The sequence below is a fragment of the Leisingera sp. ABM4_103 genome (genome assembly GCF_056158685.1).
In genome coordinates this window covers 1550942-1575056 of record NZ_JBSWTU010000005.1, presented here as the reverse complement: position 1 = coordinate 1575056, position 24115 = coordinate 1550942, and the positions used below count along the sequence as shown (strand labels likewise).

At 62.4% G+C, this 24115-nt stretch carries 20 protein-coding genes; 9 read left to right on the top strand and 11 right to left on the bottom strand.

Translation table 11 applies throughout. The annotated features are described in order from the left end of the window. Positions 1-28: 28 nt before the first annotated feature. On the bottom strand, positions 29-1972 hold the full coding sequence (gene mutL, locus ACXAED_RS09155) for a DNA mismatch repair endonuclease MutL (protein WP_475049003.1): 1944 nt from the start codon (positions 1970-1972) through the stop codon (positions 29-31). A 245-nt stretch (positions 1973-2217) separates the two neighbouring features. Here mutL and deoC point away from each other — a divergent pair, with 245 nt between their 5' ends. Together deoC and ACXAED_RS09145 are read left to right on the top strand one after the other, a co-directional pair. Continuing rightward, positions 2218-3207 carry a deoxyribose-phosphate aldolase gene (gene deoC / locus ACXAED_RS09150; RefSeq protein WP_475049000.1) on the top strand — a complete coding sequence of 330 codons (990 nt, stop codon included), beginning with the start codon at positions 2218-2220 and terminating at the stop codon, positions 3205-3207. Between the two features lie 11 nt (positions 3208-3218). After that, positions 3219-5555, top strand: coding sequence for an aldehyde dehydrogenase family protein (locus ACXAED_RS09145; protein WP_475048997.1), 2337 nt, complete (start codon positions 3219-3221; stop codon positions 5553-5555). Between the two features lie 263 nt (positions 5556-5818). Here ACXAED_RS09145 and rpsO read toward each other — a convergent pair whose 3' ends face one another. From rpsO to ACXAED_RS09130, 3 genes are all read right to left on the bottom strand, one after another. After that, positions 5819-6088 (bottom strand): 30S ribosomal protein S15, encoded by a 270-nt coding sequence (gene rpsO / locus ACXAED_RS09140; protein WP_008555454.1) that lies wholly within the window; start codon positions 6086-6088, stop codon positions 5819-5821. 181 nt (positions 6089-6269) lie between these two features. Further along, positions 6270-7199 carry a calcium-binding protein gene (locus ACXAED_RS09135; RefSeq protein WP_475048995.1) on the bottom strand — a complete coding sequence of 310 codons (930 nt, stop codon included), beginning with the start codon at positions 7197-7199 and terminating at the stop codon, positions 6270-6272. A gap of 142 nt (positions 7200-7341) precedes the next feature. Continuing rightward, entirely contained in the window at positions 7342-7863 is a 522-nt protein-coding gene (locus ACXAED_RS09130) for a DUF1643 domain-containing protein (RefSeq protein WP_475048992.1), read from the bottom strand. Positions 7864-7978: 115 nt separating this feature from the next. Between ACXAED_RS09130 and ACXAED_RS09125 the strand changes: the two genes are divergently transcribed. Continuing rightward, positions 7979-9271, top strand: a complete 1293-nt coding sequence (locus tag ACXAED_RS09125) for a calcium-binding protein (RefSeq protein WP_475048989.1) — start codon at positions 7979-7981, stop codon at positions 9269-9271. A 264-nt stretch (positions 9272-9535) separates the two neighbouring features. Next, a complete protein-coding gene (locus tag ACXAED_RS09120; protein ID WP_475048986.1) occupies positions 9536-9808 on the top strand; it encodes a hypothetical protein in 273 nt (90 codons plus the stop codon). A gap of 100 nt (positions 9809-9908) precedes the next feature. On the opposite strand, the gene truB is transcribed toward ACXAED_RS09120, so the two are convergent. Next, positions 9909-10820, bottom strand: a complete 912-nt coding sequence (gene truB / locus ACXAED_RS09115) for a tRNA pseudouridine(55) synthase TruB (RefSeq protein WP_475048983.1) — start codon at positions 10818-10820, stop codon at positions 9909-9911. Between the two features lie 149 nt (positions 10821-10969). Between truB and ACXAED_RS09110 the strand changes: the two genes are divergently transcribed. Then, the gene (locus ACXAED_RS09110; RefSeq protein WP_475048980.1) at positions 10970-11623 is read left to right on the top strand and encodes an RluA family pseudouridine synthase; all 654 of its coding nucleotides are present in this window, start codon (positions 10970-10972) and stop codon (positions 11621-11623) included. Between the two features lie 10 nt (positions 11624-11633). Here the strand turns inward: ACXAED_RS09110 and ACXAED_RS09105 are convergent, their stop codons facing one another. Continuing rightward, a complete protein-coding gene (locus ACXAED_RS09105) occupies positions 11634-12182 on the bottom strand; it encodes a helix-turn-helix domain-containing protein (protein ID WP_475048978.1) in 549 nt (182 codons plus the stop codon). A 111-nt stretch (positions 12183-12293) separates the two neighbouring features. Here ACXAED_RS09105 and ACXAED_RS09100 point away from each other — a divergent pair, with 111 nt between their 5' ends. Then, a complete protein-coding gene (locus tag ACXAED_RS09100) occupies positions 12294-13007 on the top strand; it encodes an AzlC family ABC transporter permease (protein WP_475048977.1) in 714 nt (237 codons plus the stop codon). After that, positions 13000-13293: an AzlD family protein gene (locus ACXAED_RS09095; RefSeq protein WP_475048976.1), complete on the top strand. Its 294-nt coding sequence runs from the start codon at positions 13000-13002 to the stop codon at positions 13291-13293. The genes ACXAED_RS09100 and ACXAED_RS09095 overlap by 8 nt, the downstream gene beginning before the upstream one ends. Positions 13294-13479: 186 nt before the next feature. On the opposite strand, the gene ACXAED_RS09090 is transcribed toward ACXAED_RS09095, so the two are convergent. Beyond that, entirely contained in the window at positions 13480-14919 is a 1440-nt protein-coding gene (locus ACXAED_RS09090; RefSeq protein WP_475048973.1) for an aldehyde dehydrogenase family protein, read from the bottom strand. Between the two features lie 316 nt (positions 14920-15235). Between ACXAED_RS09090 and ACXAED_RS09085 the strand changes: the two genes are divergently transcribed. Together ACXAED_RS09085 and ACXAED_RS09080 are read left to right on the top strand one after the other, a co-directional pair. Continuing rightward, a complete protein-coding gene (locus ACXAED_RS09085; RefSeq protein WP_475048970.1) occupies positions 15236-15886 on the top strand; it encodes a peroxiredoxin in 651 nt (216 codons plus the stop codon). Positions 15887-16017: 131 nt separating this feature from the next. Beyond that, positions 16018-17445 carry a mannose-1-phosphate guanylyltransferase/mannose-6-phosphate isomerase gene (locus tag ACXAED_RS09080; protein WP_475048967.1) on the top strand — a complete coding sequence of 476 codons (1428 nt, stop codon included), beginning with the start codon at positions 16018-16020 and terminating at the stop codon, positions 17443-17445. On the opposite strand, the gene ACXAED_RS09075 is transcribed toward ACXAED_RS09080, so the two are convergent. The 4 genes from ACXAED_RS09075 to ACXAED_RS09060 all read right to left on the bottom strand — a co-directional run bounded on the left by ACXAED_RS09075 (position 17421) and on the right by ACXAED_RS09060 (position 23971). Continuing rightward, the gene (locus ACXAED_RS09075; RefSeq protein WP_475048964.1) at positions 17421-18716 is read right to left on the bottom strand and encodes a glycosyltransferase family 4 protein; all 1296 of its coding nucleotides are present in this window, start codon (positions 18714-18716) and stop codon (positions 17421-17423) included. The two genes, ACXAED_RS09080 and ACXAED_RS09075, sit on opposite strands and share 25 nt — an antisense overlap. A gap of 200 nt (positions 18717-18916) precedes the next feature. Then, entirely contained in the window at positions 18917-21052 is a 2136-nt protein-coding gene (gene pnp, locus ACXAED_RS09070; protein ID WP_475048961.1) for a polyribonucleotide nucleotidyltransferase, read from the bottom strand. 259 nt (positions 21053-21311) lie between these two features. After that, positions 21312-22631, bottom strand: a complete 1320-nt coding sequence (locus ACXAED_RS09065; RefSeq protein WP_475048958.1) for a M16 family metallopeptidase — start codon at positions 22629-22631, stop codon at positions 21312-21314. Continuing rightward, positions 22628-23971 carry a M16 family metallopeptidase gene (locus ACXAED_RS09060; RefSeq protein ID WP_475048955.1) on the bottom strand — a complete coding sequence of 448 codons (1344 nt, stop codon included), beginning with the start codon at positions 23969-23971 and terminating at the stop codon, positions 22628-22630. The genes ACXAED_RS09065 and ACXAED_RS09060 overlap by 4 nt, the downstream gene beginning before the upstream one ends. Positions 23972-24115: the final 144 nt, after the last annotated feature.

Here is a 24115-nt window from a genome sequence, read left to right as displayed (position 1 = left end):
TCGTCCTCCCTTTACCGGGGGTTATTGTTCAGCTGCGCCCGAACAGGCGCTCGATATCTGCCAGTTTCAGTTCCACATAGGTGGGGCGTCCATGGTTGCACTGGCCGGAATGGGGGGTGGCCTCCATCTCCCTTAGAAGCGCGTTCATCTCCTCGCCCCGCATCCTGCGGCCGGACCGGATCGAGCCGTGGCAGGCCACCCGGCTGAGGATCGCCTCGATCTTGGCCTGCACCAGCTGGCTTTCGCCCTGATCCGACAGCTCGTCCAGGATGTCCTTGATCATCGCCTCAGCGTTGACCTCCCCCAGGATCGCCGGGGTTTCGCGTACCGCAATGGCGTTGCCGCCAAACGCCTCGATGCCGAGGCCGAATTTCGCGAGTTCCTCCGCCATGCCCAAGAGGCAGGCGCAGTCGTTGTCGCTGAGCTCAACGATTTCCGGGATCAGCAGCGCCTGAGCCGCGACACCGTTTTCCGCCATCTGGCGTTTCAGCTTTTCATAAACCAGCCGCTCATGTGCGGCGTGCTGGTCGACGATCACCATGCCGTCGGCGGTTTGGGCAATGATGTAGTTCTCATGCACCTGGCCGCGCGCCGCACCCAGCGGCAGGGCTTCGGCCCCGGGCACGGAGGTTTCGGGCGCTTCCGAGGGCTGACCCGGGGCCACTGATGCCTCTGGTGTTTCCGTCACCCGGCCGCTGTAAGCCTCCGCCAGTTCGGCAAAGCCTGGCGATGGCAGCGCATCATAGAACGGCGCCTGCGGCTGGCCCGGGGATTGCGCCGCATAGGAGGCGTGCCGTGCGCCATAAGACGGACGTTCCATCTGATAGATCCTCGGGGCGCCGCTGGCAGTCGGCTGTTCCGGTTTCATCGCCCCCAGCGTAGCACCTGCCACCGTGGTGGAGGCACGGTGCCCCGCCTCCGCCAGCGCGTGGCGCAGGGAAGAGACGATCAGCCCGCGGGCAAGGCCGGGATCTCGGAACCGCACCTCGGATTTGGCCGGATGCACGTTCACGTCCACCAGTTGCGGGTCGCAATCGATGAACAGCGCCGCCGCCGGATGCCGGTCGCGGCTCAGGAAATCGAAATAGGCCGCCCGCAAGGCGCCGGTCAGCATCTTGTCTTTTACCGGCCGGGTATTCACGAACAGGAACTGCGCCACCGCCGCGCCGCGGGAATAAGTCGGCAGCGCCGCATAGCCATAAAGGCGGATCCCCTCACGCGTGGCGTCAATCTTCAGCGCGTTCTCGGCAAACTCCCGCCCCAGCACCGAGGCCAGCCGCCCGTGCAGCGCATCAAACAGGTCGCCGGTCAGCGGATCGGCACGGAAAGTCACCCGCCCCTCGCCGCCCCCGGAGACATCCCGCAGGGTGAATCCCACCGACGGCTCCGCCATCGCCAGCCGTTTCACCGTGTCGGAGATCGCCTGCGCTTCGGCGCGGTCGGTGCGCATGAACTTGAGCCGTGCCGGCGTCGCAAAGAACAGGTCGCGCAACTCGACAATGGTGCCCGCCCGCAAGGCGGCCGGTTTTACCGGCTCCAGCTTGCCGCCGGAGACACGGATTTGCGCTGCCTCATGACCCCCGGCCCGGCTGGTGATCGTCAGCCGCCCTACCGCGCCAAGCGAGGGCAACGCCTCGCCGCGGAAACCGAAGGTGTGAATGTTCAACAGGTCCGAGCCGTCGATCTTGGAAGTCGCATGCCGCGAGAGCGCCAGCGGCAGGTCCTCCGGTGTCATGCCGCAGCCGTCATCGGTCACCCGGATCAGGGTTTTACCGCCGTCGGCAATCTCTACAGTGATCCGCGTGGCGCCGGCGTCGATGGCGTTCTCCACCAGTTCCTTGACCGCCGATGCTGGGCGTTCCACCACCTCACCTGCGGCAATCCGGTTGATGGCACTGTCATCCAGCTGGCGGATGACAGGACGGGTTTCAGGGTACGGATTTTCGCTGATATGGGGTTCTGCACTGCTCATACCGCTAAATTTAGCATGCGGGGCCGATTCTGCCACCGGAATGCGCGCCGCAGCGGCAGCAGAATCGCAAAACACGATTTGCGCTCTTTGCCAGCTCTCCCTATCGGGCCGCAACCCGAAGCTCTGGCTATTCGGGGCAATATTTTGTCCATTTAGTCAAAAAACCTAACGGCAGCCTGGAGCGTTCGCTTGCCAATATGCCGCACCCGTGCGATTTTCGCACGGAACTCTTCTGAGGATCCCCAATGGAAAGCCATATCGCTGAAAGAAGCGCGCAGCTGCCGCAGCTGGCAGAGCCGCGCAATCCTGGCATGGAGCTGGACCTGGACTGGGTCGCTGCCGTGCAGGCCAACACCTCGGCCATCGAACGCCGCTGCGCCACCCTGCCGGGCCGCCGCAGTGTCAAGAAGGACCATCAGGCTGCCTGGCTTCTGAAAGCCGTCAGCCTCATTGACCTCACCACACTATCCGGCGACGACACCGAAGGCCGTGTCCGCCGCCTGTGTGCCAAGGCGCGCCAGCCGGTGAGTGCGGGAATCCTGCGCAGCCTGGGGATGGAAGGGCTCACTACTGGCGCGGTCTGCGTCTACCACGACATGATCCCCACCGCCGTCAAGGCGCTGGAGGGCACAGGTATCCCGGTGGCCGCGGTCTCCACCGGGTTTCCGGCCGGCTTGTCGCCGTTCCACCTGCGGCTTGCCGAGATTGAGGAAAGCGTCAAGGATGGTGCTGAAGAGATCGACATCGTGATCTCCCGCCGCCACGTTTTGACCGGAAACTGGCAGGCACTCTATAACGAAATGAAAGCCTTCCGCCTTGCCTGCGGCGAGGCGCATGTTAAGGCCATCCTGGCCACCGGCGAACTGGGCTCCCTGCGCAATGTGGCACGCGCCTCGCTTGTCTGCATGATGGCGGGTGCCGATTTCATCAAGACCTCGACCGGCAAGGAAAGCGTCAACGCCACCCTGCCGGTCAGCCTGGTGATGATCCGCGCAATCCGCGACTACTACGACCGCACTGGCTACCGCGTCGGCTACAAGCCCGCTGGCGGCATTTCCAAGGCGAAGGACGCGCTGGTCTACCTCGCTCTGATGAAAGACGAACTGGGCGACCGCTGGCTGCAGCCTGACCTGTTCCGCTTTGGCGCCTCGTCGCTGCTGGGCGATATCGAGCGCCAGCTGGAACACCATGTCACCGGGGCATACTCCGCCGGCTACCGCCACTCCATGGGCTGAGGGCTGAACACATGACCATCAAAGAGAATTTCGACACCATGGAATACGGCCCTGCACCCGAAAGCGCCGCCGAGGCACTGGCCTGGCTGGTCGATCAGGGCGGCCGCTTCGGTCATTTCATCAACGGTGAGTTCACCGCCCCCGGCAACGGCTTTGACAGCAGGAACCCGGCCACCGGGGAAGTATTGGCCAGCCTGACCCATGCCACTCAGGCCGACGTGGACGCCGCGGTTGAGGCCGCCCGCAAGGCGCAAGGCAAATGGGAAGCGCTTGGCGGCCCGGGCCGGGCCAAGTACCTCTATGCCATCGCGCGCCTGCTGCAAAAGCATTCCCGCCTGTTTGCCGTGCTGGAGACGCTGGACAACGGCAAGCCGATCCGCGAGAGCCGCGATATCGACATCCCGCTGGCCCAGCGGCACTTCTACTATCATGCTGGCATGGCCCAGCTGATGGGCAGCGAACTGCCGGACGCCGAAGCCCTGGGTGTGTGCGGCCAGATCATCCCCTGGAATTTCCCGCTGCTGATGCTGGCCTGGAAGATTGCGCCTGCCATTGCGATGGGCAACACCGTGGTTCTGAAGCCTGCTGAATACACTTCGCTCACCGCGCTGCTGTTCGCCGACATCTGCCGCCAGGCAGGCCTTCCCAAGGGCGTTGTGAACATCGTAACCGGCGATGGCGCCGTGGGTGAGATGATCACCGCGGCGGACGTCGACAAAATCGCCTTCACCGGCTCGACATCGGTTGGCCGCAAGATCCGCGAAGCCACAGCAGGCAGCGGCAAGGCGCTGACGCTGGAGCTGGGCGGCAAGTCGCCCTACATCGTTTTCGATGACGCCGACATCGACTCCGCCATCGAAGGCCTGGTGGATGCAATCTGGTTCAACCAGGGCCAGGTCTGCTGCGCCGGCTCCCGCCTTCTCGTGCAGGAGGGTATAGCAGAACGGTTTCACACCAAGCTCAAGGCCCGCATGGACGGGCTGCGCGTCGGCAACCCGCTTGATAAATGCATTGACGTGGGTGCCGTTGTCGACCCGGTTCAGCTGAACACCATCAGCGGGATGGTGGCGGCCAACCGCGCAGGGCAGATGCACCAGGCCCAAGTCGAGATGCCCGAAGGCGGCTGCTTCTACCCCCCGACCCTGATCGAGGGTCTGTCGCCAGCCGATCCGCTGATGCAAGAGGAGATCTTTGGCCCCGTACTGGTGTCTTGCACCTTCCGCACTCCTGAAGAAGCGGTAGAGCTGGCAAACAACACCCGTTACGGCCTGGCGGCAACCGTCTGGACCGAGAACGTCAACCTGGCGCTCGACATGGCGCCGAAACTCGCTGCCGGCGTGGTCTGGATCAACGGCACCAACATGTTCGACGCCGCCGCCGGTTTTGGCGGCGTGCGCGAAAGCGGCTTCGGGCGCGAAGGCGGCTGGGAAGGGCTGGCAGCCTACACCCGGCCCAAAGCCAAGGCGAAACCGCTCGCCAAAGTGGAGACGCTGGACGGCAACGGTGCCCCTGCAGATCCGCTGGACCGTACTGCCAAGCTCTATACCGGCGGCAAGCAGGCGCGCCCGGACGGCGGTTATTCCCGGGCTGTCTATGGCAAGTCCGGCGCGCTGCTGGGACATGTTGGCCTCGCCAACCGAAAGGACGTGCGCAACGCAGTCGAAGCCGCCGCAGGCGCCAAAGGCTGGTCCAAAACCACTGGCCACCTGCGGGCGCAAATTCTCTACTACATCGGCGAAAACCTCTCCGTACGTGCAGATGAGTTCGCGGCCCGCATCGACGCGATGACCGGCAAGAAAGGCGGAGCAGCAGAGGTTGAGGCCTCCATTCAACGCCTCTTCACCGCTGCCGCCTGGGCTGACAAATACGATGGCCAGGTCCACGGCGTTCCGATACGCGGCGTCGCGCTGGCGATGAAGGAGCCGGTTGGCGTGATCGGCGCGCTCTGCGCAGACGAAGCTCCGCTTCTGGGCCTGGTCTCTGCCATGGCGCCTGCCATTGCCATGGGCAACCGGGTGGTGCTAGCGGCCTCTGAGCCTTTCCCGCTGGCCGCAACCGATTTCTACCAGGTTCTGGATACTTCGGATGTGCCCGCAGGCGTGGTCAATATCCTGACCGGCAGCCATTCAGAGCTGGCCAAACCGCTGGCCTCCCATTTGAACGTCGACGCGGTCTGGAGCTTTTCCTCCACAGATTTGTCAGCAGGCATTGAAGCGGCATCCGCAGGCAACCTGAAGCGCACCTGGGTCAACAACGGCACAGCCACCGACTGGGCGCGGGATCATACCAAGCGCTTCCTGCAGGAGGCCACCGAGATCAAGAACATCTGGGTTCCCTACGGCGAGTAATCCGGCAGCTGCCGGTACAGACAAAACGCCGCTCCTTCCGGGGCGGCGTTTCTTATTAAAACAGTCCGTCAAGCCCGCAAGTGCCTGCCATGCCACAGGCAGCAACTGCCCGTGCGCAGCGCGGGCCACGCCCAAGCCCAAAGCCTGACCGGCGCAGCCGGGGAGGCCGCGGGCGCGGGAGCCGCCGCCGCTTCAGGATGCCGGTGCAAAAGAAAGCGCCCGCTCCTTTCGGAACGGGCGCAAAAAATCCGGATAAGCGCGGATTAGCGGCGGATGCCCAGGCGCTTGATCAGGTCCTGGTAACGGGCCTCATCCTTGCCTTTGGTGTAATCCAGCAGCTTGCGGCGCTGAGCAACCATCTTCAGGAGGCCACGGCGGCCGTGGTTGTCCTTCTTGTGGGTTTTGAAGTGCTCAGTCAGGGTGTTGATGCGCGAGGTCAGGATTGCAACCTGGACTTCCGGGGAACCGGTGTCGCCGTCCTTGGTTGCGAATTCTTTCATCAGGCGCGCTTTTTCTTCCGCAGTGATCGACATCGGGGTCTCCTTCATAGGTTAGAGTGGATGGCTCAGGCCGGGATGTCGTCCAGCACAGGCCCATGGAGAAACCTGCCGCGGAATCACGGCAGATGCGGGCGTATATGATGTTTCCACTAGGAAGGCAAAGGCTAACTTCCGGATGCAGCATAAGAATGCTCCGGCGGGTCGGCTGACGGGCTTATTGCGGCAGCAACCCGGTTCCCTCCACAGACCCCTGGTCGATCAGCACCAGGTCCTCCGTGGTGAGCCCCTCGGCCCCCGAAACCCGCATGACTGTCTCGCCATTGACCAGAATCAGCTTCTCTGCCGCTGCCTGCGGGTTTTGCTGCACCTCCACCGTTGGTTCTTCGCCGCCGCCGAAATCCCAGACTAACACCAACTGGTCTTCGGCAGCATCGTAGTCCATCAGTTGCACTGCCAGTCCGTTGCTGGTCCAGCTTCCCGCCACAAACTGATCATCGCCGCCACCGCCTGTCAGGACATCACCCGCGCCGCCAATCAGCGTGTCATCCCCGTCACCGCCATTGACATAATCCTGTTCGGTCCCGTCGCCGGCACCTGAGACAACATCATTTCCGTGCCCCCCGAACAGCGCATCTTCCCCGCCACCGCCTGTCAGACTGTCATCGCCATCGTTGCCATGCAGCCTATCCTGGTTCGCACCCCCGCTCAGCCAATCCTGCCCCTGGCCGCCGTGCAGCAGATCCGAACCACCGCCGCCAAGCAGCGTGTCGTCACCAAAATGCCCATAGAGACTGTCGCCGCCGGAACCGCCCTCCAGCCAGTCGGCACCGTTCTCGCCGTGCAGCAGATCCGAACCGTCTCCGCCGAACAGGCTGTCATCACCGTCCTGCCCGTGCAAAACGTCACTGCCGGTGCCGCCGTCGATCCAGTCGTTGCCGCCGTAGCCACCGATCTGGTCATCCCCGGCACCGCCGAAGATGCTCTCTGAAGATCCGGATCCGGCAAGAACATCACCGCGTTCCGTGCCAGTCACGGTCCCGCCACTTGGCTCGATAAATCCGCCTTCGTGACCGCCGCCATCCGTTTCTGGATCGGGCGGGGCATCCGGCCCATCTTCCTCAGAACTGGTGTCAACCAGGACCACGCCTCCAACAGCAACAAGCCCCAACACACTTGCCAACCACAACATCGCCAGATCAACCCCTGGGAAAGCTCAAACACAAAACACAATTACATAGAGAGGCAACCACAGCAAAACAAAACGGGAACAACGGTTAACGCAGGGCTCAGGTGCCCATTCCCGGTTTCCACAGCTCCGGCTGCTGACTGTAGGCAATGTACAACGGATGTTTCGGATGCCCCGCTTTGCTGAGACCTAGATGGTACAGCGGTTCGCCGGATGACCTCAGCGCCGCTGCGACCCGCGCGCCTTGGCCTCGGTGCGCGCCATGGGTGCCCCAGGCACAAATCACTGTATCGGCCCATGCCATCCCTTCCAGGATCGCTGACATATTATCAGGACCCTCCGGCGCCTCCAGCTGCCTCATCCTACGTGGGTCTGTGACCCGGCAGGCAAAGATATTTGTAGCCATGAAGCCACCAAATCCCAATGCACGGGCGCGGCGCTCGCAGCGTTCAATGGTGGGGTCGTTCTGCACCTCGGTTGCGGTCGAGGGGTTGAGCATCACGAACATCACCCGCCGCCCGTCCGGGTCCCAAACACGCGTCAGGCTGTAGCGGTAGGTTTCGCAGTCCGAGTAGACGGCGGTCGAGGGGGCATCGCCCTTAATGTGGCTGCGGGTGATCATACGGGGGTTACTAGCTCGGAGCAGCTTGCAATCCAAGCAGGATTGCCGCAACCTTAAAGTGCATCTTGAAGCCGCTTCCCCTTAATTGCGTTGATATCAATTCAAACAGGTTAATTTGGAACTTCTTCTTTTACTCGCATTCGCCGGCACGGTAGCCGCTCTCAGCGCCGAGGGCTCGGAATCAGAAGAAACAATTCCGGAAAGCCCGGAAGAGCCGGTTGAGCCGGAACCCGTCGAGCCAGACCCGCCGCCCGGCGCAGTCGAGCTGAGCGGCACCATTGGCTTGGACGACGTTCTGGACGGCACTGCAGGGAATGACACGATCACCGGCAATGCCGAAGATCAGGACCTGCTGGCAGGCGGCAGCGGCGATGACGAGTTGCACCTGGGCGCGGGCAACACCGCCCGAGGCGGCGCAGGCGCAGACCGCTTTATCCTGGACGACGCAGGCAGCCCCGCGACTGTGATCGAGGATTTTGAGCTGACCTCCGATCAGCTGGCTTTAGCCGGTACGACGCCTAATTTTGAACTGTTCGAGACGGAAGACGGCACCGGGCTGCGTATTGTCGACACCCTCAGCCACAAAACGGTTCTGACCCTTTCAGGAGTTTCGCTGGATGACGGCGAAACGCTCGACGTGGAAATACTCGCAGGCGATGGCACCACCCTCCGCACGGTGAGCTTTGAGGACGTCCGTATCAGTGCTCCCTTTGCCCTGGATGCTGTCAACGGAACCTCAGGTGACGATAGTCTGAACGGCACAGACGGTGACGACGTTATCTTCGGCAAAGGCGGAGCGGACACACTCTCCGGCGGCGCGGGCGACGACGCGCTGTTCAGCGGCAGCGGCACTGTCTACTATGGGGAGTCATACCACCACTACCCTGGAAGCCTGACCACGGTTGGTGATGATGGCGATGTATTGGATGGCGGCGAAGGCGATGATCACTTGTGGATCGGGCCTGGGACCACCGCCACCGGCGGCGAGGGTGCGGACAGCTTCCACGCTTTCACCAATACATACGAACCTGGAACACCGGCAGCAGAGATCACCGATTTCGACGCGGCGGAGGACAAGCTGCTGATAGACTTTCCTGTTGTTGCCGGTTTCGGCCCCTTCAGCAGCTTCCGCTTTGAAGACGCCATTGCTGGCCTGTCTGTGGAATACGACGCCGGTCAGGATCATACACTGATAGCAATGGACGGCACCGCCGTCGCCACTGTGCCTGGCGATCAATCCGGGATCAGCATCGCCTTCTACGATGACTATTCCACTGATGAAGTCCGGTGGCGGAACGCGGCAGGGGAGGCGATCACACCTGCCCAGGGCTCCGCAGCGAGCGTTATCCTATCTGCGCAGCAGGATCAGTCGGTTCTCGGAACAAACCACGATGCCGGCCCCGCCTGATGGCCATCTGCGGGGCTGCGCCCGCGCGCGGGCCTGCCCAGGGCGGTCGCGGCGATTGGAGCGCATTGTTCTTGGAGTTGCCAAGGCACTCCTCATTATTCTCCCCCTTGCCGCGGCAGGCTCCGTCGCGATGGTGGACAGTGACCATTCCGGTACCGGCCCGGATGAAATGCGCGGGACTGAGGACACCCGCTGGGCTTGATGTGGTCCTGAGCTGGGCATTACAGGAACCGGTGGCCCAGGCCCGACAGTATCGGGGCTCAAATGACCCCCGAAAGCACGCTGGGCGGCCCTGTCCTCACCGATGTCTATCCGGGGACGGAACACGTGGAAATCCAGCTAAGCAGCGGAAAATCATTCCCTGTCGACAGCATGCCGCAGGGCCCCGCCTTTGACCTGCGCAGCTGTTTCAGCACTGCTGAAGCAAAGGACGGCAGCTCGACAGCGGCGAAGGTCTGCCTCCGGAAGGGTATACCGGCGTGGATGCAGGCTTCCTTTACACTCCGAAAGGCGGCGATGAAACCTGGTACGATTTAAGCGATCCGGTGGCTGCGCCCAGCAAATTGCATGCCCGGCTGGAGGTGAAACGCAACGTCTCAGGCTGAAACTAGCGAGCGTCCGCCGCAACGCAGCCGGGTCACTCCGGCTGCGCGAATACCCGGCTCGGGTGCAACTCGCCCGACTTGTAGATGCCTACGGCTACCGCCTGGCCTTCAAGCGAGGCCCAGGCTTCGTCGCCATACTCCACGTCCGCGGCCATCACCATCCCCGGATTGCCATTGCGGAGCCGCACGGCCCCCTGCGGTGTGCACTTCAGTTCGGGAAGGTCGGCGAGACCTTCCTCCAGCGGCCGCAGGTACTGGTCGAGCTCTGGAGATTTCGCCAGTTCGTCGATCAGCTTCAGCGAGACGCCGTCTTCGGCATCAAACGGGCCGGACCAGATCCGCCGCAACTCCTTAACGTGGCCGTGGCAGCCCAGCGCCGCGCCAAGGTCTCGAGCGATGGAGCGCACATAGCCGCCCTTGCCGCAGGTCATTTCCAGCACCACGTGATCCTCGTCGGGACGGTCCAGCATGATCAGCTCCTCCACCCACAGCGGGCGGGCCGCGAGCTCCACATCCTCACCATCGCGGGCGAGTTTGTAGGCACGCTGACCGTCGATTTTCACGGCGGAGAACTTGGGCGGCACCTGCATGATCTCACCCAGGAAGGGCAGCAGCGCCTCTTTGATCTGCTCGTCAGTCGGGCGCGCATCGCTTTGTGCGATTACCTCGCCCTCGGCGTCATCGGTGTTGGTTGCCTGGCCCAGCCGCACGGTAAAGGTATAGGCCTTGAGCGCGTCGGTGATGTAAGGAACGGTCTTGGTCGCCTCGCCCAGCGCCACGGCCAGAACACCGGTCGCCTCAGGATCCAGCGTTCCTGCATGGCCGGCCTTCTTGGCATCCAGCGCCCAGCGCACCTTGTTCACAACCGCGGTCGAGGTCAGCCCAGCGGGCTTGTCCACTACCAGCCAGCCGGAAATATCGCGCCCTTTGCGTTTGCGTGCCATGCATCGTCCCCATGTATCAGTGAGGCGCGCCGGTTACCGGATCGCCGGGACCGTGTCAATTTAGCAAATCAAAAGGGAGAAGGGAAAGCATCAGCCGCGGAGGTGAGCCGTGCTTGCCCCGGCCCGACTCTGGCGCTAGGCAAGTCCCCATGGCCGTTTCAAGTGAATACACCCCGCCGCAGGACCCGCTGGACATCCTGCACCACGACGCCGAATTGCTGGCGGTGAACAAGCCTGCGGGCCTTTTGTCGGTGCCGGGCCGCGGCGAGCACCTGGCGGACTGCCTGATCACCCGCATTCAGGCGGTGTTTCCTGAGGCGCTGCTAGTGCACCGGCTGGACCGGGACACCTCTGGCGTGATGGTGTTCGGCCTTACCCCTCACGCGCAGCGGCACCTTTCGATGCAGTTCGAAAAGCGCACCACCAAGAAGGCCTATGTGGCGCGGGTGGCGGGAATACTGGAGCCGCGGAGCGGCACGGTGGATCTGCCGCTGATCGTCGACTGGCCGAACCGCCCGAAACAGATGGTCTGCCATGAGACCGGCAAGCCCGCCGTCACCGACTGGCGGGTGATCAAATACGAGGACGGTGCCACCCGGGTGCGGCTGACACCGAAAACTGGACGGTCGCACCAGTTGCGAGTGCATATGCTGTCGTTGGGCCACGCGATCCTGGGCGATCCGCTTTATGCCAGTGGAGCGGCTCTGGATCACCCGCGGCTCATGCTGCACTCCGAGGAGCTACGGATCAAACACCCGGACAGCGGCGAGTCGCTGAAGTTCCGGGTGAAGCCAGAGTTCTGACCCGGCCGTTTCACGGCGCCTCCATCACCATAATGAACAGCGTATCGGCATGCAGCGCCTCATAGCTGTGCGGGCGGTCTCCGGGATAGGTGTAGTAATCACCTGCGCTCAGAAGTTGTTCCTGCCCGTCCGGTCCCGCCCGCATCTGGCCGGAACAAACCAGCATATGCTCAACCGTGCCGCGCGGGTGCGGCTGGGCCTGGCGGACCTCTCCCGGCTGCATCACCACCCGGTAGACATCCCGGCGCACATTCGGCGGACAGCGCGACAGCAGGACCGCGGTGAAATCCGACTGCTCCGATTCCAGAGGCTCCCCCTCCCCTGCCCGGATCAGGGTGGTGGCGGGTGCTTCGGTCTCAAACAGCAGACTCAGCGGGATATCCAGCGCCGCAGCCAGAGCCCAAAGCGTCTCTACACTGGGGTTTCCGTTGCCTGCTTCCAGCTGCGACAGGGTCGATTTGGCAATTCCCGCCTGCGCGGCAAGCGCCGAGAGCGACTTGCCTGCGCGGTTGCGCTCGCGCTGGATGGCTGCGGCAATCATCTGGTGGGGCGCTGACATGTTCTTTATTTCATCCTTTCGTTCGACTTGACGAACGAATAGGTCGTTCGATATAGAAACCTGACGTTCGGTATAACTGAACCGCAGACCCGCTTCCAGAGGAGCAGTCCAATGGCCCTGCAAGACATAGCCGACAGCAGCAGCACCCGCAGCCAGCTGACCGCCGGTCTGCGCGATATCCTGCCCCTGGCGATTGGCGTTGGTGTTTATGGGCTGGCCTTTGGACTTCTGGCGGCACAGGCACGGTTGGATGGGCTTCAGACCGGGGTGATGGGAACCATTGTGTTTGCCGGCTCCTCTCAGATCATCGCTGTAGAACGGCTGGTGGCCGGGGCTGGCGCCGGCGCGGCGCTGCTGGCCGGGCTGGCGCTGAATCTGCGGCTGTTGCTGATTACTGCTTCTCTGCGGGACGAGTTCGCCGGACGCCCCTGGTGGCAGGTACTGCTAGGCGTTCATTTGGCAACCGACGAGAATTGGGCGCTGATGCACGCGATGCGCGCCCGCGGCCACCGCGCGGGCTATTGGTACCTGGTGGGCGGCGGCCTAGGGCTGGTGGCGGTCTGGGTGCTGGCCACGGTGGCGGGAGCAAGTTTTGCCACGGTGGTGCCGGAACCAAAAGCCCTCGGTATGGACTTTGCCTTCACTGCCGCCTTCATCGCCATCCTGCGGTCGTTGTGGAGCGGCAGCGCCATGCTGATGCCCTGGACCGGATCCATCGCCATCGTGCTGCTGGCGGGCTTGCTGACTCCGCTGGATCCGACCTGGACCCTGATCCTGGGCGGCCTCGGCGGCGCGGCCATCGCCGGAGTGCTGGGCGATGACTGAAACCTGGACCCTGATCTTCGGCCTGGCGGCGGCAACCTTTGCGGTCCGGTTCTCCGGCTACATGCTGGGCCGGCGGCTGCCGGAGCACGGACCCTGGGCACGTGGCCTGCAGGCGCTTCCGGGCTGCCTGATCCTGTCACTGGTCACGTATCTGTTGATGCAGGGCGGTCCACAGAAGTGGGCGGCCGGCGCTGCAGCTCTATCCATCGCCCTGGCAACCCGCAGCCTGCCGCTTACCATGGCCGCTGGAATCGCCGTAATCTGCCTGCTTAGAGCCTATTTCTGATCACCTGCCCCGCCAGCGCGTCTTAGCTCCCCTTGCCCGTGCGCAGCACGGGCCACGCCCAAGCCGGCGGGCTGCCCGGCGCAGCCGGGGGGCATGCAGGCGCGGGAGCACACCCACCGGAGACGGTATCTGAAAAAAAGAAAGCCGCCCCGAAAGGCGGCTTCCCGTTCCTTCAAGGCGGAACGCTTACTCAGCCGCCCAGCCGCCGACGGCTTTCACTTCCAGGAAATCCTCGATCCCCCATTTGCCGCCCTCACGGCCCTGACCGGACTGCTTCATACCGCCAAAGGGCGAACCGGCCGAGCGCGACTTGCCGTTCATCTCCACCATGCCGGAGCGCAGCGCGCGGGCCATGCGGTTGGCGCGGGCGCCGTCCTGGGTCTGCACATAGTTGGTGAGGCCGTAAGGCGTGTCATTGGCGATCTCGATCGCCTCCTCTTCGGTCTCAAACGGCAGGATCGCCAGCACCGGGCCAAAGATCTCTTCGCGCGCGATGGTCATCTGGTTGTTCACATCGGCAAAGACCGTGGGCTTTACGTAGTAACCCTTGTTCAGCCCGTCCGGACGCCCGGTGCCGCCGGCTACCAGCTTGGCACCTTCGTCGATGCCCTTCTGAATCAGGTCCTGGATCTTGTTCCACTGCAGCTCATTCACCACCGGGCCGATGTGACGGCCTTCCTTATCGGCGGGACCAACTTCGACCTTGGCGGCCACTTCCGCAGCCTCGGATACCACGCGGTCATAGATGCTCTTCTGCACCAGCATCCGGCTGGGCGCGTTGCAGCTCTGCCCGGTGTTCTGCATCATGTGCAGCACGCCGCGCTTCACCGCCTTTTCATCGGCGTCTTCAAAGATCACGTTGGCGCCTTTGCCGCCCAGCTCCAGATGCACTTTTTTCAGTGTCAGAGCCGCATTCTGCGAAATCGCAATTCCTGCGCGGGTGGAGCCGGTGAAGGACACCATGTCCACGTCCGGATGCCCGGTCAGCTGCGCGCCAACGCCCATGCCGTCGCCGTTCACAAGGTTGAAAACACCTGCCGGGAAGCCGGCCTCATCCATCAGTTCGGCAAAGATCATCGCGTTCAGCGGGCTTTGCTCGGACGGCTTCAGCACCATGGTGCAGCCGGCAACCGCCGCCGCGCCCACCTTGAGCGTGATCTGGTTCATCGGCCAGTTCCACGGTGTGATCAGCGCGCAAACGCCCACCGGCTCATGAATGATACGGTCGTTCGGAGCGTTTTCATTCAACGGCGCGTCGAACTTGAACTCCTTGGCCGCGGCGATGAAGTTGCGCAGGTGCCAGCTGCCGGCACCAACCTGCGAGGTGCGCGACAGGTTGATCGGCGCGCCCATCTCCATCGACATTGCCTGGGCCAGATCCTCGGCCCGGGCTTCATAGATTTCGATCAGTTTTTCCACCAGCGCGATGCGCTCTTCCACCGGGGTGGCCATCCAGCCCGGAAAGGCAGACTTGGCCGCTGCAACCGCAGCGTTGGTGTCAGCCTCGGAGCCCAGCGAAATCACTGCACAGGATTCCTCCGTCGAGGGGTTGATCACCTCGAAGTCGTTCGGTTCAGCAGGGGACACCCACTGGCCATTGATGTAATAGTCGCGTTTCTCGATCATGCGGGATCTCCCAATACAGACGTTCTCTCCCAACCGTCTGGGCGGTTTGGCGGACACTGTGTCACCAGGCCAGCAGGGGGGCAAGGGGCTTCGGCTGCATAATTTGATCAAATTATGCGTAGGACTGTCAACGGTCCCGACGCGGTGCCTGCAAATCCTTGCCGGGCAAAGCTGCTGGAGAATTCACGTGGCATCCCGTGCCAGGGGCTGTAACGTAACGGCGGAGCCCCCAGGTTGTTCCTGAGGCGACTCAGGCTGCCTGACCGCGGCCGGACAAAACAATCAGACACGACACCCTGACAAGGAGGACAATGCCATGGGTTTGCGCATTAACGACGTGGTTCCGGATTTCACCGCTGAGACCGACCAGGGCACCATCAGCTTCCATGACTGGATCGGCGACAGCTGGGCGATTCTGTTTTCGCACCCAAAGGACTTCACCCCGGTCTGCACCACCGAGTTTTCCGCTGTAGCGCAGCTGAATGATGAATGGGCCAAGAGGAACACTAAGGTAATCGGCGTATCCGTCGACAGCGCCGAAGACCACCGCAAGTGGAAGAAGGACATCGAAGAATACGGCAAGGCGAATCCTGGCTTCCCGATCATCGCGGATGACGGTCTGGCTGTGTCCAAGGCATTCGACATGCTGCCGGCCGAAGCTTATCTGCCCGACGGCCGCACCCCGGCGGACAGCGCCACCGTGCGTTCCGTCTTTATCATCGGCCCGGACAAGCAACTGAAACTGAACATGACTTACCCGATGACCGTGGGCCGCAATTTTGCCGAGATCCTGCGGGCGCTGGACGGGCTGCAGATGACTGCCAAGGGCGTTGCCACCCCGGCCAACTGGGTGCCCGGTGAAGACGTGATCATCCCGCCGAGCGTCTCGGACGAAGAGGCTAGCGCGAAGTTCGGCGAGTACGAAACCATCTTCCCCTATCTGCGCAAGGTCAAAGCGCCGGAGTGACATCAGGCTCGCACCGCGCGGGGACGGCATTGCAACCAGGCAGTGCCGTTCTCAGCCTGCCGGGGCCGCGTTGAGCGTTTGTCTCAGGAGCTCCATTCACTTATAGCGCATGCAAAATACAGGAGGTCCGAATGCAGATCACACCAGTTTTGATGTGCGGTGGCTCAGGAACACGGCTGTGGCCTTTGTCGCGGGAATCCTATCCCAAGCAGTTCACGTCCCTGAAAGGCGATAAAACCCTGTTTCAGGAGAGCGTCGGGCGGTTGTCAGGCGACGGCTTCGCGGCGCCCATCGTGGTGACCAACTCGGATTTCCGGTTTATCGTCACCGAACAATTGCTGGGGGCAGGCATTGACCCGGGTGCCATTCTGATTGAACCGGACCGGCGCAATACTGCGCCTGCGGTCCTGGCTGCAGCGTTGCACGCATTTTCTGAGAACCCCGATGCGCTGCTGATCGTGGCCCCTTCGGACCATGTGATCCCCGATGCGGACGCCTTCCGCGCTGCGGTTTTGGCGGGGACAGAGCGGGCGCAGGCCGGCGACCTTGTGACCTTTGGAATTGTTCCGACGCACCCTGAAACCGGCTACGGCTATCTGCAGCTGGGTGGCGAAGCAGAGCCCGGGAAACCAGCGCCTCTGAGCCGTTTTGTCGAGAAACCCGACGCCGCCGCAGCAGCAAGGATGCTGGCCGCCGGTAACTATCTCTGGAATGCGGGCATCTTCCTGTTCTCCGCCCGCGCGGTCATTGACGCCTTCGAGCAGCACGCAGCGCATCTGGTCGCGCCAGTCCGCAAGTCCGTCGAGAACGCCAAGAAGGATCTGGGCTTCCTGCGCCTGGACCCAGAGGCTTGGTCTGCGGTAGAGAACATCTCGATCGATTATGCGATCATGGAGAAGGCCAAGAATATCTGTTCCGTGCCATTCGAAGGCGAATGGTCGGATCTTGGGGATTGGAATGCTGTCTGGGCGGAGAGCGGCCCGGATGCGGACGGTGTCGCAACCAACGGCAACGCAGCGGCCATTGATTGCAAAAATGTGCTGCTGCGGTCCGAAGCCAACAGCCAGCAGATTGTCGGCTTGGGGCTTGACGGGATCGTGGCCATTGCCATGCCGGATGCTGTGCTGGTCGCCGACAAGTCGCGTACTCAGGACGTCAAGAAAGCCGTTGAGCTGCTGAAATCGCAGCAAGCGCCGCAGGCGGTGCAGTTCCCGCGCGATCACCGACCGTGGGGCTATTTCGACAGCCTGGTGACAGGACAGCGGTTTCAGGTCAAACGGATTGTTGTCAAACCTGGCGCCGCGCTGTCACTGCAAAGCCATTTCCACCGGTCAGAGCACTGGATCGTGGTGCAGGGCACTGCGCGCGTGACCATTAACGAGACCCAGCAGCTGGTCGCGGAGAACCAGTCGGTCTATATCCCGCTGGGTGCCGTTCACCGCATGGAAAACCCCGGCAAGATGGACATGGTTCTGATCGAGGTTCAGACCGGATCCTACCTCGGCGAGGATGACATCATCCGCTACGAGGATGTTTACGCCCGCAGCGAAACAGACTGAGCGCGGGCCGGCTCGGAATTGGCGGCGACATTGGCCAGCAGGTCCTGGCCGAAGTCGCGCCACGTGCGCAGCTGATCACGGTTCGCCGCGATCTTCGCCCGCCACTTAGCGGCAAATGCCTGGTCCTGCACCAGGCGCTGAATGTGCCCCGCCAGGGTCTCGGGGTCATCCACCCCAAAATACAGTCCCAGATCGCCGCAGACTTCGTGCATAACCGGAATGTCCGCGCACACCGCCGGGACACCGGCCCACAACGCTTCGCCGGCGGGCAGCCCCCAGCCCTCGATGCGTGAGGGCAGGATCACCCCCTGAGAGGCTTCGTACAGCCGCACCAGGTCCTTCTGGTTCGGGGTATCCAGCTGCAGCACATGCTGCTTGACCAGCGCCATTTCTTCCTTGTCGAGGTAGTCCATGGTGCGGTGGCGGCGTTTTCCTGCCAGAACCAGCAGCGGCGGTGTCTCACCCCGCTTGGCGATCAGGTTCATCGCATTCAGAACCACATCAAGGTTCTTGCGGCCCAGCATCGTGCCAACCATCAGGAAATAGGGGCGATCAGGGATATCCACCGATTGTTCCTCATCTCCGGCACGCAGCTCATGCACCAGCGGCGCCACCGAGGTACGCTTAGGCTCCGGCAGGATGCCTTGGCTGGCAAAATCCTTGGCGTCGTCGATGGTGAATTGCGAGTTGCCGATCACATGGTCAGCGTGCTCCAGCAGCCACTGGTTGTCGCCTAGGAACGAGCTGGAAAAATCAGGGGCACCGCCGCGTTTGAAATCATGCAGCGGGATCATGTCGTGAATCAGCACGTGGATTTCCACGTCCAGCTTTTTCAGGTGCTTGATCGGGTGAATGATCAGCTTGGGCCGCCCGCAGCTCACCCAGGCACCGCCATCCAGATTGACGATCGGATTATCAGCACCGCTCAGCGCCCAGCGGGACCGCTCGATCAGGTCTACAACTCCGAACACGATGGGGGCGATGTGGTGCAGGGCTTTCTTTTTCTTGCGGTTGTGAATGCGCCGCATGAAGAATGGCTTGCCGGAATTCGGCACATTCAGGTCGATCCCGCCTTCGGCGGAGTCGTCATATTTCGGAAATACCTCAAAAAATGCGTCGTGCCCCTGCGAATACGCAACAAACCGGGTGCCGTTATCGGCCCTGAAGGCCTCTTTGGCGCCTTCCGCGACAACCTTGGCAATGCCGTAGTAGGTCTTAAACCCGTGAGACAGATACAGCAGCTCGGTCAAATCGTAAAAGAGCGGACGCATGGGATCTCCAGCTGAGTTTTTGAGTAGCCCGGTCAGCGCTCCAGTATGGCGTCAGAACCAGCAGAGCAGCCTAAGAACCGGAAAAGCGCAGGGTTTTATGCGCCGGGTCCAGGAAGCTGCCCGTCAGGAGCAGCGGTACCGGACAGAGTAAACGGGTTCCGGCCTTGCAGCCGGGACCCGTCCGGAAACTGTTTCAGACCTTAGCCTTCAGCAGCTTCCTCTTTCTTGATTTCTTCGCCGGTTTCCTGATCGACAACTTTCATCGACAGGCGGACCTTGCCGCGGTCGTCAAAGCCCAGCAGCTTGACCTTCACTTCCTGGCCTTCCTTCAGAACGTCCGACGGATGGTTCAGGCGGCGGTTTTCGATCTGGGAGACGTGCACCAGGCCGTCGCGCTTGCCGAAGAAGTTCACGAAGGCGCCGAAGTCGACGATTTTCACGACCTTGCCGGTGTAAATCTGACCTTCTTCCGGCTCTGCCACGATCGAATAGATCATGTCATAGGCCTTCTGAATGGCGTCGCCGTTCGGGCTGGCGATCTTGATCACACCATCGTCGTTGATGTCGACCTTGGCGCCGGACACCTCGACGATCTCGCGGATCACCTTGCCGCCGGAACCGATCACTTCGCGGATCTTGTCGGTCGGGATCTGCATGGTCTCGATGCGCGGGGCGTGAACCGAGAACTCATTGGTTTCGGACAGCGCCTTGGCCATCTCACCCAGGATGTGCATCCGGCCGTCCTTGGCTTGGGCCAGGGCCTTCTCCATGATTTCCGGGGTAATGCCGGCAACCTTGATGTCCATCTGCAGCGAGGTGATGCCGTTTTCTGTACCCGCCACTTTGAAGTCCATGTCACCCAGGTGGTCTTCGTCGCCCAGGATGTCCGACAGGATCGCGTAGGAGCCGTCGTCCTCCAGGATCAGGCCCATCGCAACACCGGCAACCGGTGCTTTCAGCGGCACGCCCGCGTCCATCATCGACAGCGAGCCGCCGCAGACGGATGCCATCGAGGAGGAGCCGTTGGATTCGGTGATCTCCGACACCACGCGGATGGTGTAGGGGAAGTCGGTCGGTGCCGGCAGAACCGCCTGCAACGCACGCCAGGCCAGCTTGCCGTGGCCAATTTCGCGGCGGCCCGGGGAGCCGACACGGCCCACTTCACCAACCGAGTACGGCGGGAAGTTGTAGTGCAGCAGGAAGTTGGATTTGAAGTTGCCGTGCAGCGCGTCGATGAATTGCTCGTCGTCGCCGGTGCCCAGCGTGGTCACAACCAGGCCCTGGGTCTCGCCGCGGGTGAACAGGGCGGAGCCATGGGTGCGCGGCAGCAGGCCGGTTTCCGAAACGATGTCGCGGATCTCGTCGGTCTTGCGGCCATCGATCCGCTTGCCGGTCTTGACCACGTCGCCGCGCAGGATGCCCGCTTCGAGCTTTTTCAACGCCGAGCCGAGGTTGGCGTCTTCCAGTTGCTCTTCGGTCAGCTTTTCCTTGATGGTCTCACGCGCGGCGGCAACAGCGGCGGTGCGCTCCTGCTTGTCGGTGATCGCAAAGGCGGCGCGCATCTCGGTCTCACCCGCGGCTTTGACCGCCTCATAGAGGTCGGCGTAATCCGGCGGGGTGAAGTCGAAGGGCTCGTTCGCCGCTTCTTCGGCCAGCGAGATGATCAGGTCGATCACCGGCTGGATCTGCTCGTGGGCGAATTTCACCGCACCCAGCATCTCGGCCTCGGACAGCTCATAGGCTTCCGATTCCACCATCATCACCGCGTCCTTGGTGCCGGCAACAACCAGATCCAGGCGCTGCTCGGGGTTCAGGCGCAGGTCCTGCATGTCGTCGACGGTCGGGTTCAGAACGTATTCGCCGTCCTCGAAGCCAACACGGGCACCCGCGATCGGGCCCATGAAAGGTGCGCCGGACAGGGTCAGCGCCGCGGAGGCCGCGATCATTGCAACGATGTCCGGGTCGTTGACCAGGTCGTGGCTCAGCACCGTGCACATCACCAGCACTTCGTTCTTGAAGCCGGGGACGAACAGCGGGCGGATCGGACGGTCGATCAGACGCGCGGTCAGGGTTTCTTTTTCGGTCGGGCGCGCTTCGCGCTTGAAGAAGCCGCCGGGCACCTTGCCCGCAGCATAGTATTTTTCCTGGTAGTGCACGGTCAGCGGGAAGAAGTCCTGGCCGGGCTTCTGCTGACGGGCAAAGGTCACGTTGGCCATGACCGAGGTTTCGCCCAGGGTGGCAATCACGGAGCCATCTGCCTGGCGGGCAACCTTGCCGGTTTCCAGTGTGAGCGTTTCCTCGCCCCACTGCATCGATTTCTTCGTAACGTTAAACATCTAGCGTATCCTAAAAGGGAGCGCTCCCGGCCCTCCGGGTCTCCCGTTTGCGTGGCGGCCCCATTGCCGCCGGCCCCACTTATCTTTCTTTCGCGTGCCAGGGCCTGGGCACATCGTCTCAGATAGGCCCGCCCATACATGAGTTTGCGGTAAAATGAAAGGGAAAGCGGTGAAGGCCAGCCGCGATGGGCGGCAGCGCGCCTCGCGGCCCCAGCCTTGCAAAGGAACCGGGCGGCACCTAGCGCCGCCCGGTAAAATATCAGTTGGTCGTTTCCAGACCCTCAGGGCGCCCGGCGATAACAAAACGCAACCCGTCGGGGTCCATGAACTCCGCCGCAAAGCTGTTCACGTCATCCAAAGTAACAGCGTTGATCCGGTCGTTGCGGGTTTCCACATAGCTGATCGGCAGGTTGTCCATCTGCATCCCTGCCAGAATCGAGGCGATGCGGCTGTTGCCGTCAAACCGCAGCGGGTAGGCGCCGGTCAGATAGGTTTGGGCGTCCCTCAGCTCCTTCTCCGTTACGCCCTCTTCGGCCATGCGGCGCCACTCGTTGCGGATCACTTCAACGGCTTCAGCCATCTTGCCGTTGGCTGAGGCAACGGAACCCATGTAGACCGCCGCCAGATCGCGCGGCACCAGGTAGGAGTAGATGCCATAAGTCAGCCCGCGCTTCTCCCGCACTTCGGTCATCAGCCGAGACTCAAAGGAGCCGCCGCCAAGAATCTGGTTCATCACGTAGGCCGTGAAGAAATTCGGATCCTCGCGTTTGATGCCCTTCTGCCCAAACAGGGCAACCGACTGCGGTGTATCGAAATCCACCACGGTGACGCCGCCTTCGATGGTGACTTCGGCCGGGCCGGGGATCGGCGCGCCCTCTGCGGGCAGTTCGCCCAGCAGATCATCCAGCAGCGCTCCCAGCTCCTCGGCAGTAATGTCGCCTACGGCACTGACATAGAGCCTGTCACGGGCAAAGACCGCCTCGTATGCGTCAAAGATGTCCTGCCGGCTGAGCGCGGCGACGGTTTCCAGCGTGCCCTTGCCATCGCTGCCATAGGGGTGATCGCCAAATGCCATCTTGGAGAACGCCTCACCGGCGATGTTGTTCGGGTTCTTGGCATCAGAGCGCAAACCCGCCAGCACCTGCGCCCGCACCCGGTCCAGTGCATCCTGGTCAAAACGCGGCTCGAACAGGGTCTGGCGCAGCAGCGCCATTGCTTCCTCCCGGTTTTCGGTCAGGAAGCGGGCGGAAATGGAGACGGAATCCTTGTCCGCATCGTAGGAAAACTCTGCAGCCAGCGATTCCAGCGCCCGCGCATAATCCTGTGCGCGCAAATCGCCGGAGCCTTCCTCCAGCAGCCCGGTCATCAGATAGACCGCACCGCGCTTGCCCGGCGCATCCAGCGAGGTTCCGCCGCGAAAGCGCAGCTCCAGCGCAGAGAAAGGAATCGCGTGATCCTCCACCAGCCAGGCCTTGATGCCGCCGGGCGAGGTGACTTCCTCGATCTTGATTCCGGCCCAAGCAGGCAGCGCCAGGAAACAGGCCACCAGTGCCGCAGCGATGCATTTCAGCGGGGTCATTGGGTTACCTCTTCGTCGCGCATCATCCAACCTGTGACAGAGGCTTCCGGACGCAGAACTTCATTGGCGGCAGCGATGATCTCATCCGCCGTGACCGATTGCAGGATCTTCGGCCAGTCCTGCACATCCTGCACCGTCAGCCCAATGCTGAGCGCCTGGCCATAGCGGTTGGCTATGCCGTTCACGTTGTCGCGGTCATAGATCTCCGCGGCGCGCAGCTGCAGCTTGATCCGCTCCAGCTGTGCTTCGTCCACGCCCCCCTCAAGGAAGCGGGCGATGGTGGCATCCAGTGCCGCTTCGGCGTCTTCCATGCTGACACCCTCAGCCGGAACGATCAGGAAGGTAAAGGACGTGTCGTCCAATGTGCTGCCGGAATAGAAGGCACCGGTGTAAACCGCGACCTGCTGGTCGAATTGCAGCGCATTGGCGAGGTAGGACGTGTTACCGCCGCCCAAAAGCTCCGCCAGCAAGTACAGCGCCGCGGCTTTCTGCTGGGCGCCGCTGTCGCGCTCCGGCGCCAGGTAGGAGCGCTGCACATAGGGCTGCGCGACGCGCGGATCCTTGAAGGTCAAGCGCCGCTCAGCGGTCTGCGGAGGTTCCTGGCTGCGGAAGCGTTCCGGCAAATCCGGGTTGGCAGGGATCACGCCATAATACGTCTCGGCAAGCGCCTTCACCTCCTCCGGCTGAACATCGCCTGAGACAACTAAAATCGCGTTATTAGGCGCGTAATAGGTTTGGTAGAAGGACAGTGCATCCTCCATATCCAAGCTTTCCATCTCGTGGCGCCAGCCAATGACCGGCTGGCCGTAGCGGTGATTGAGGTACTGCACCGCGCTCAACTGTTCGCGGAACAGCGCTACGGGATCGTTGTCAGTGCGCTGGTTGCGCTCTTCCAGGATCACCTCGCGCTCGGTGACGATATCCTCCTCGCTGAGGCGGAGGTTCGTCATCCGGTCGCTTTCCATCTGCATCATCAGCTCCAGCCTGTCGGCGGCGACGCGCTGGAAATAGGCGGTGTAGTCATAGCTGGTAAAGGCATTGTCCTGACCGCCATTGGCGCGCACCGTGGCGGACAGCTCACCGGGGGCAAGCTTGTCGGTGCCCTTGAACAGCAGGTGTTCCAGGAAATGGGCCACGCCTGACTGGCCAGGCGGCTCATCGGCGGACCCCGCCCGGTACCAGACCATCTGCTGCACCACGTGCGCCCGGTGGTCCTCGATCACGACAACGTCCATTCCGTTGTCCAAGGTGAACGCGGTCACCGCCTCATCCTCGGCCCGAACGGGACCGGTCAAGGCAGCGCTCAGCGCAGCGGCGGCCAATGTGACCCTTTGGATCATCTGGCATCCTCCAAATCTTTGCGTCCCTGCTTTTGGCAGCCAGGGTGCAGTTACTGCTGTTTTGTTCTTTGCAGCCGCAATTCGCGGCCCCTTGCCAGCAGAATGGCTGCTGTCAACCTACGCGGCTGCTGGCGGCATGCAAGA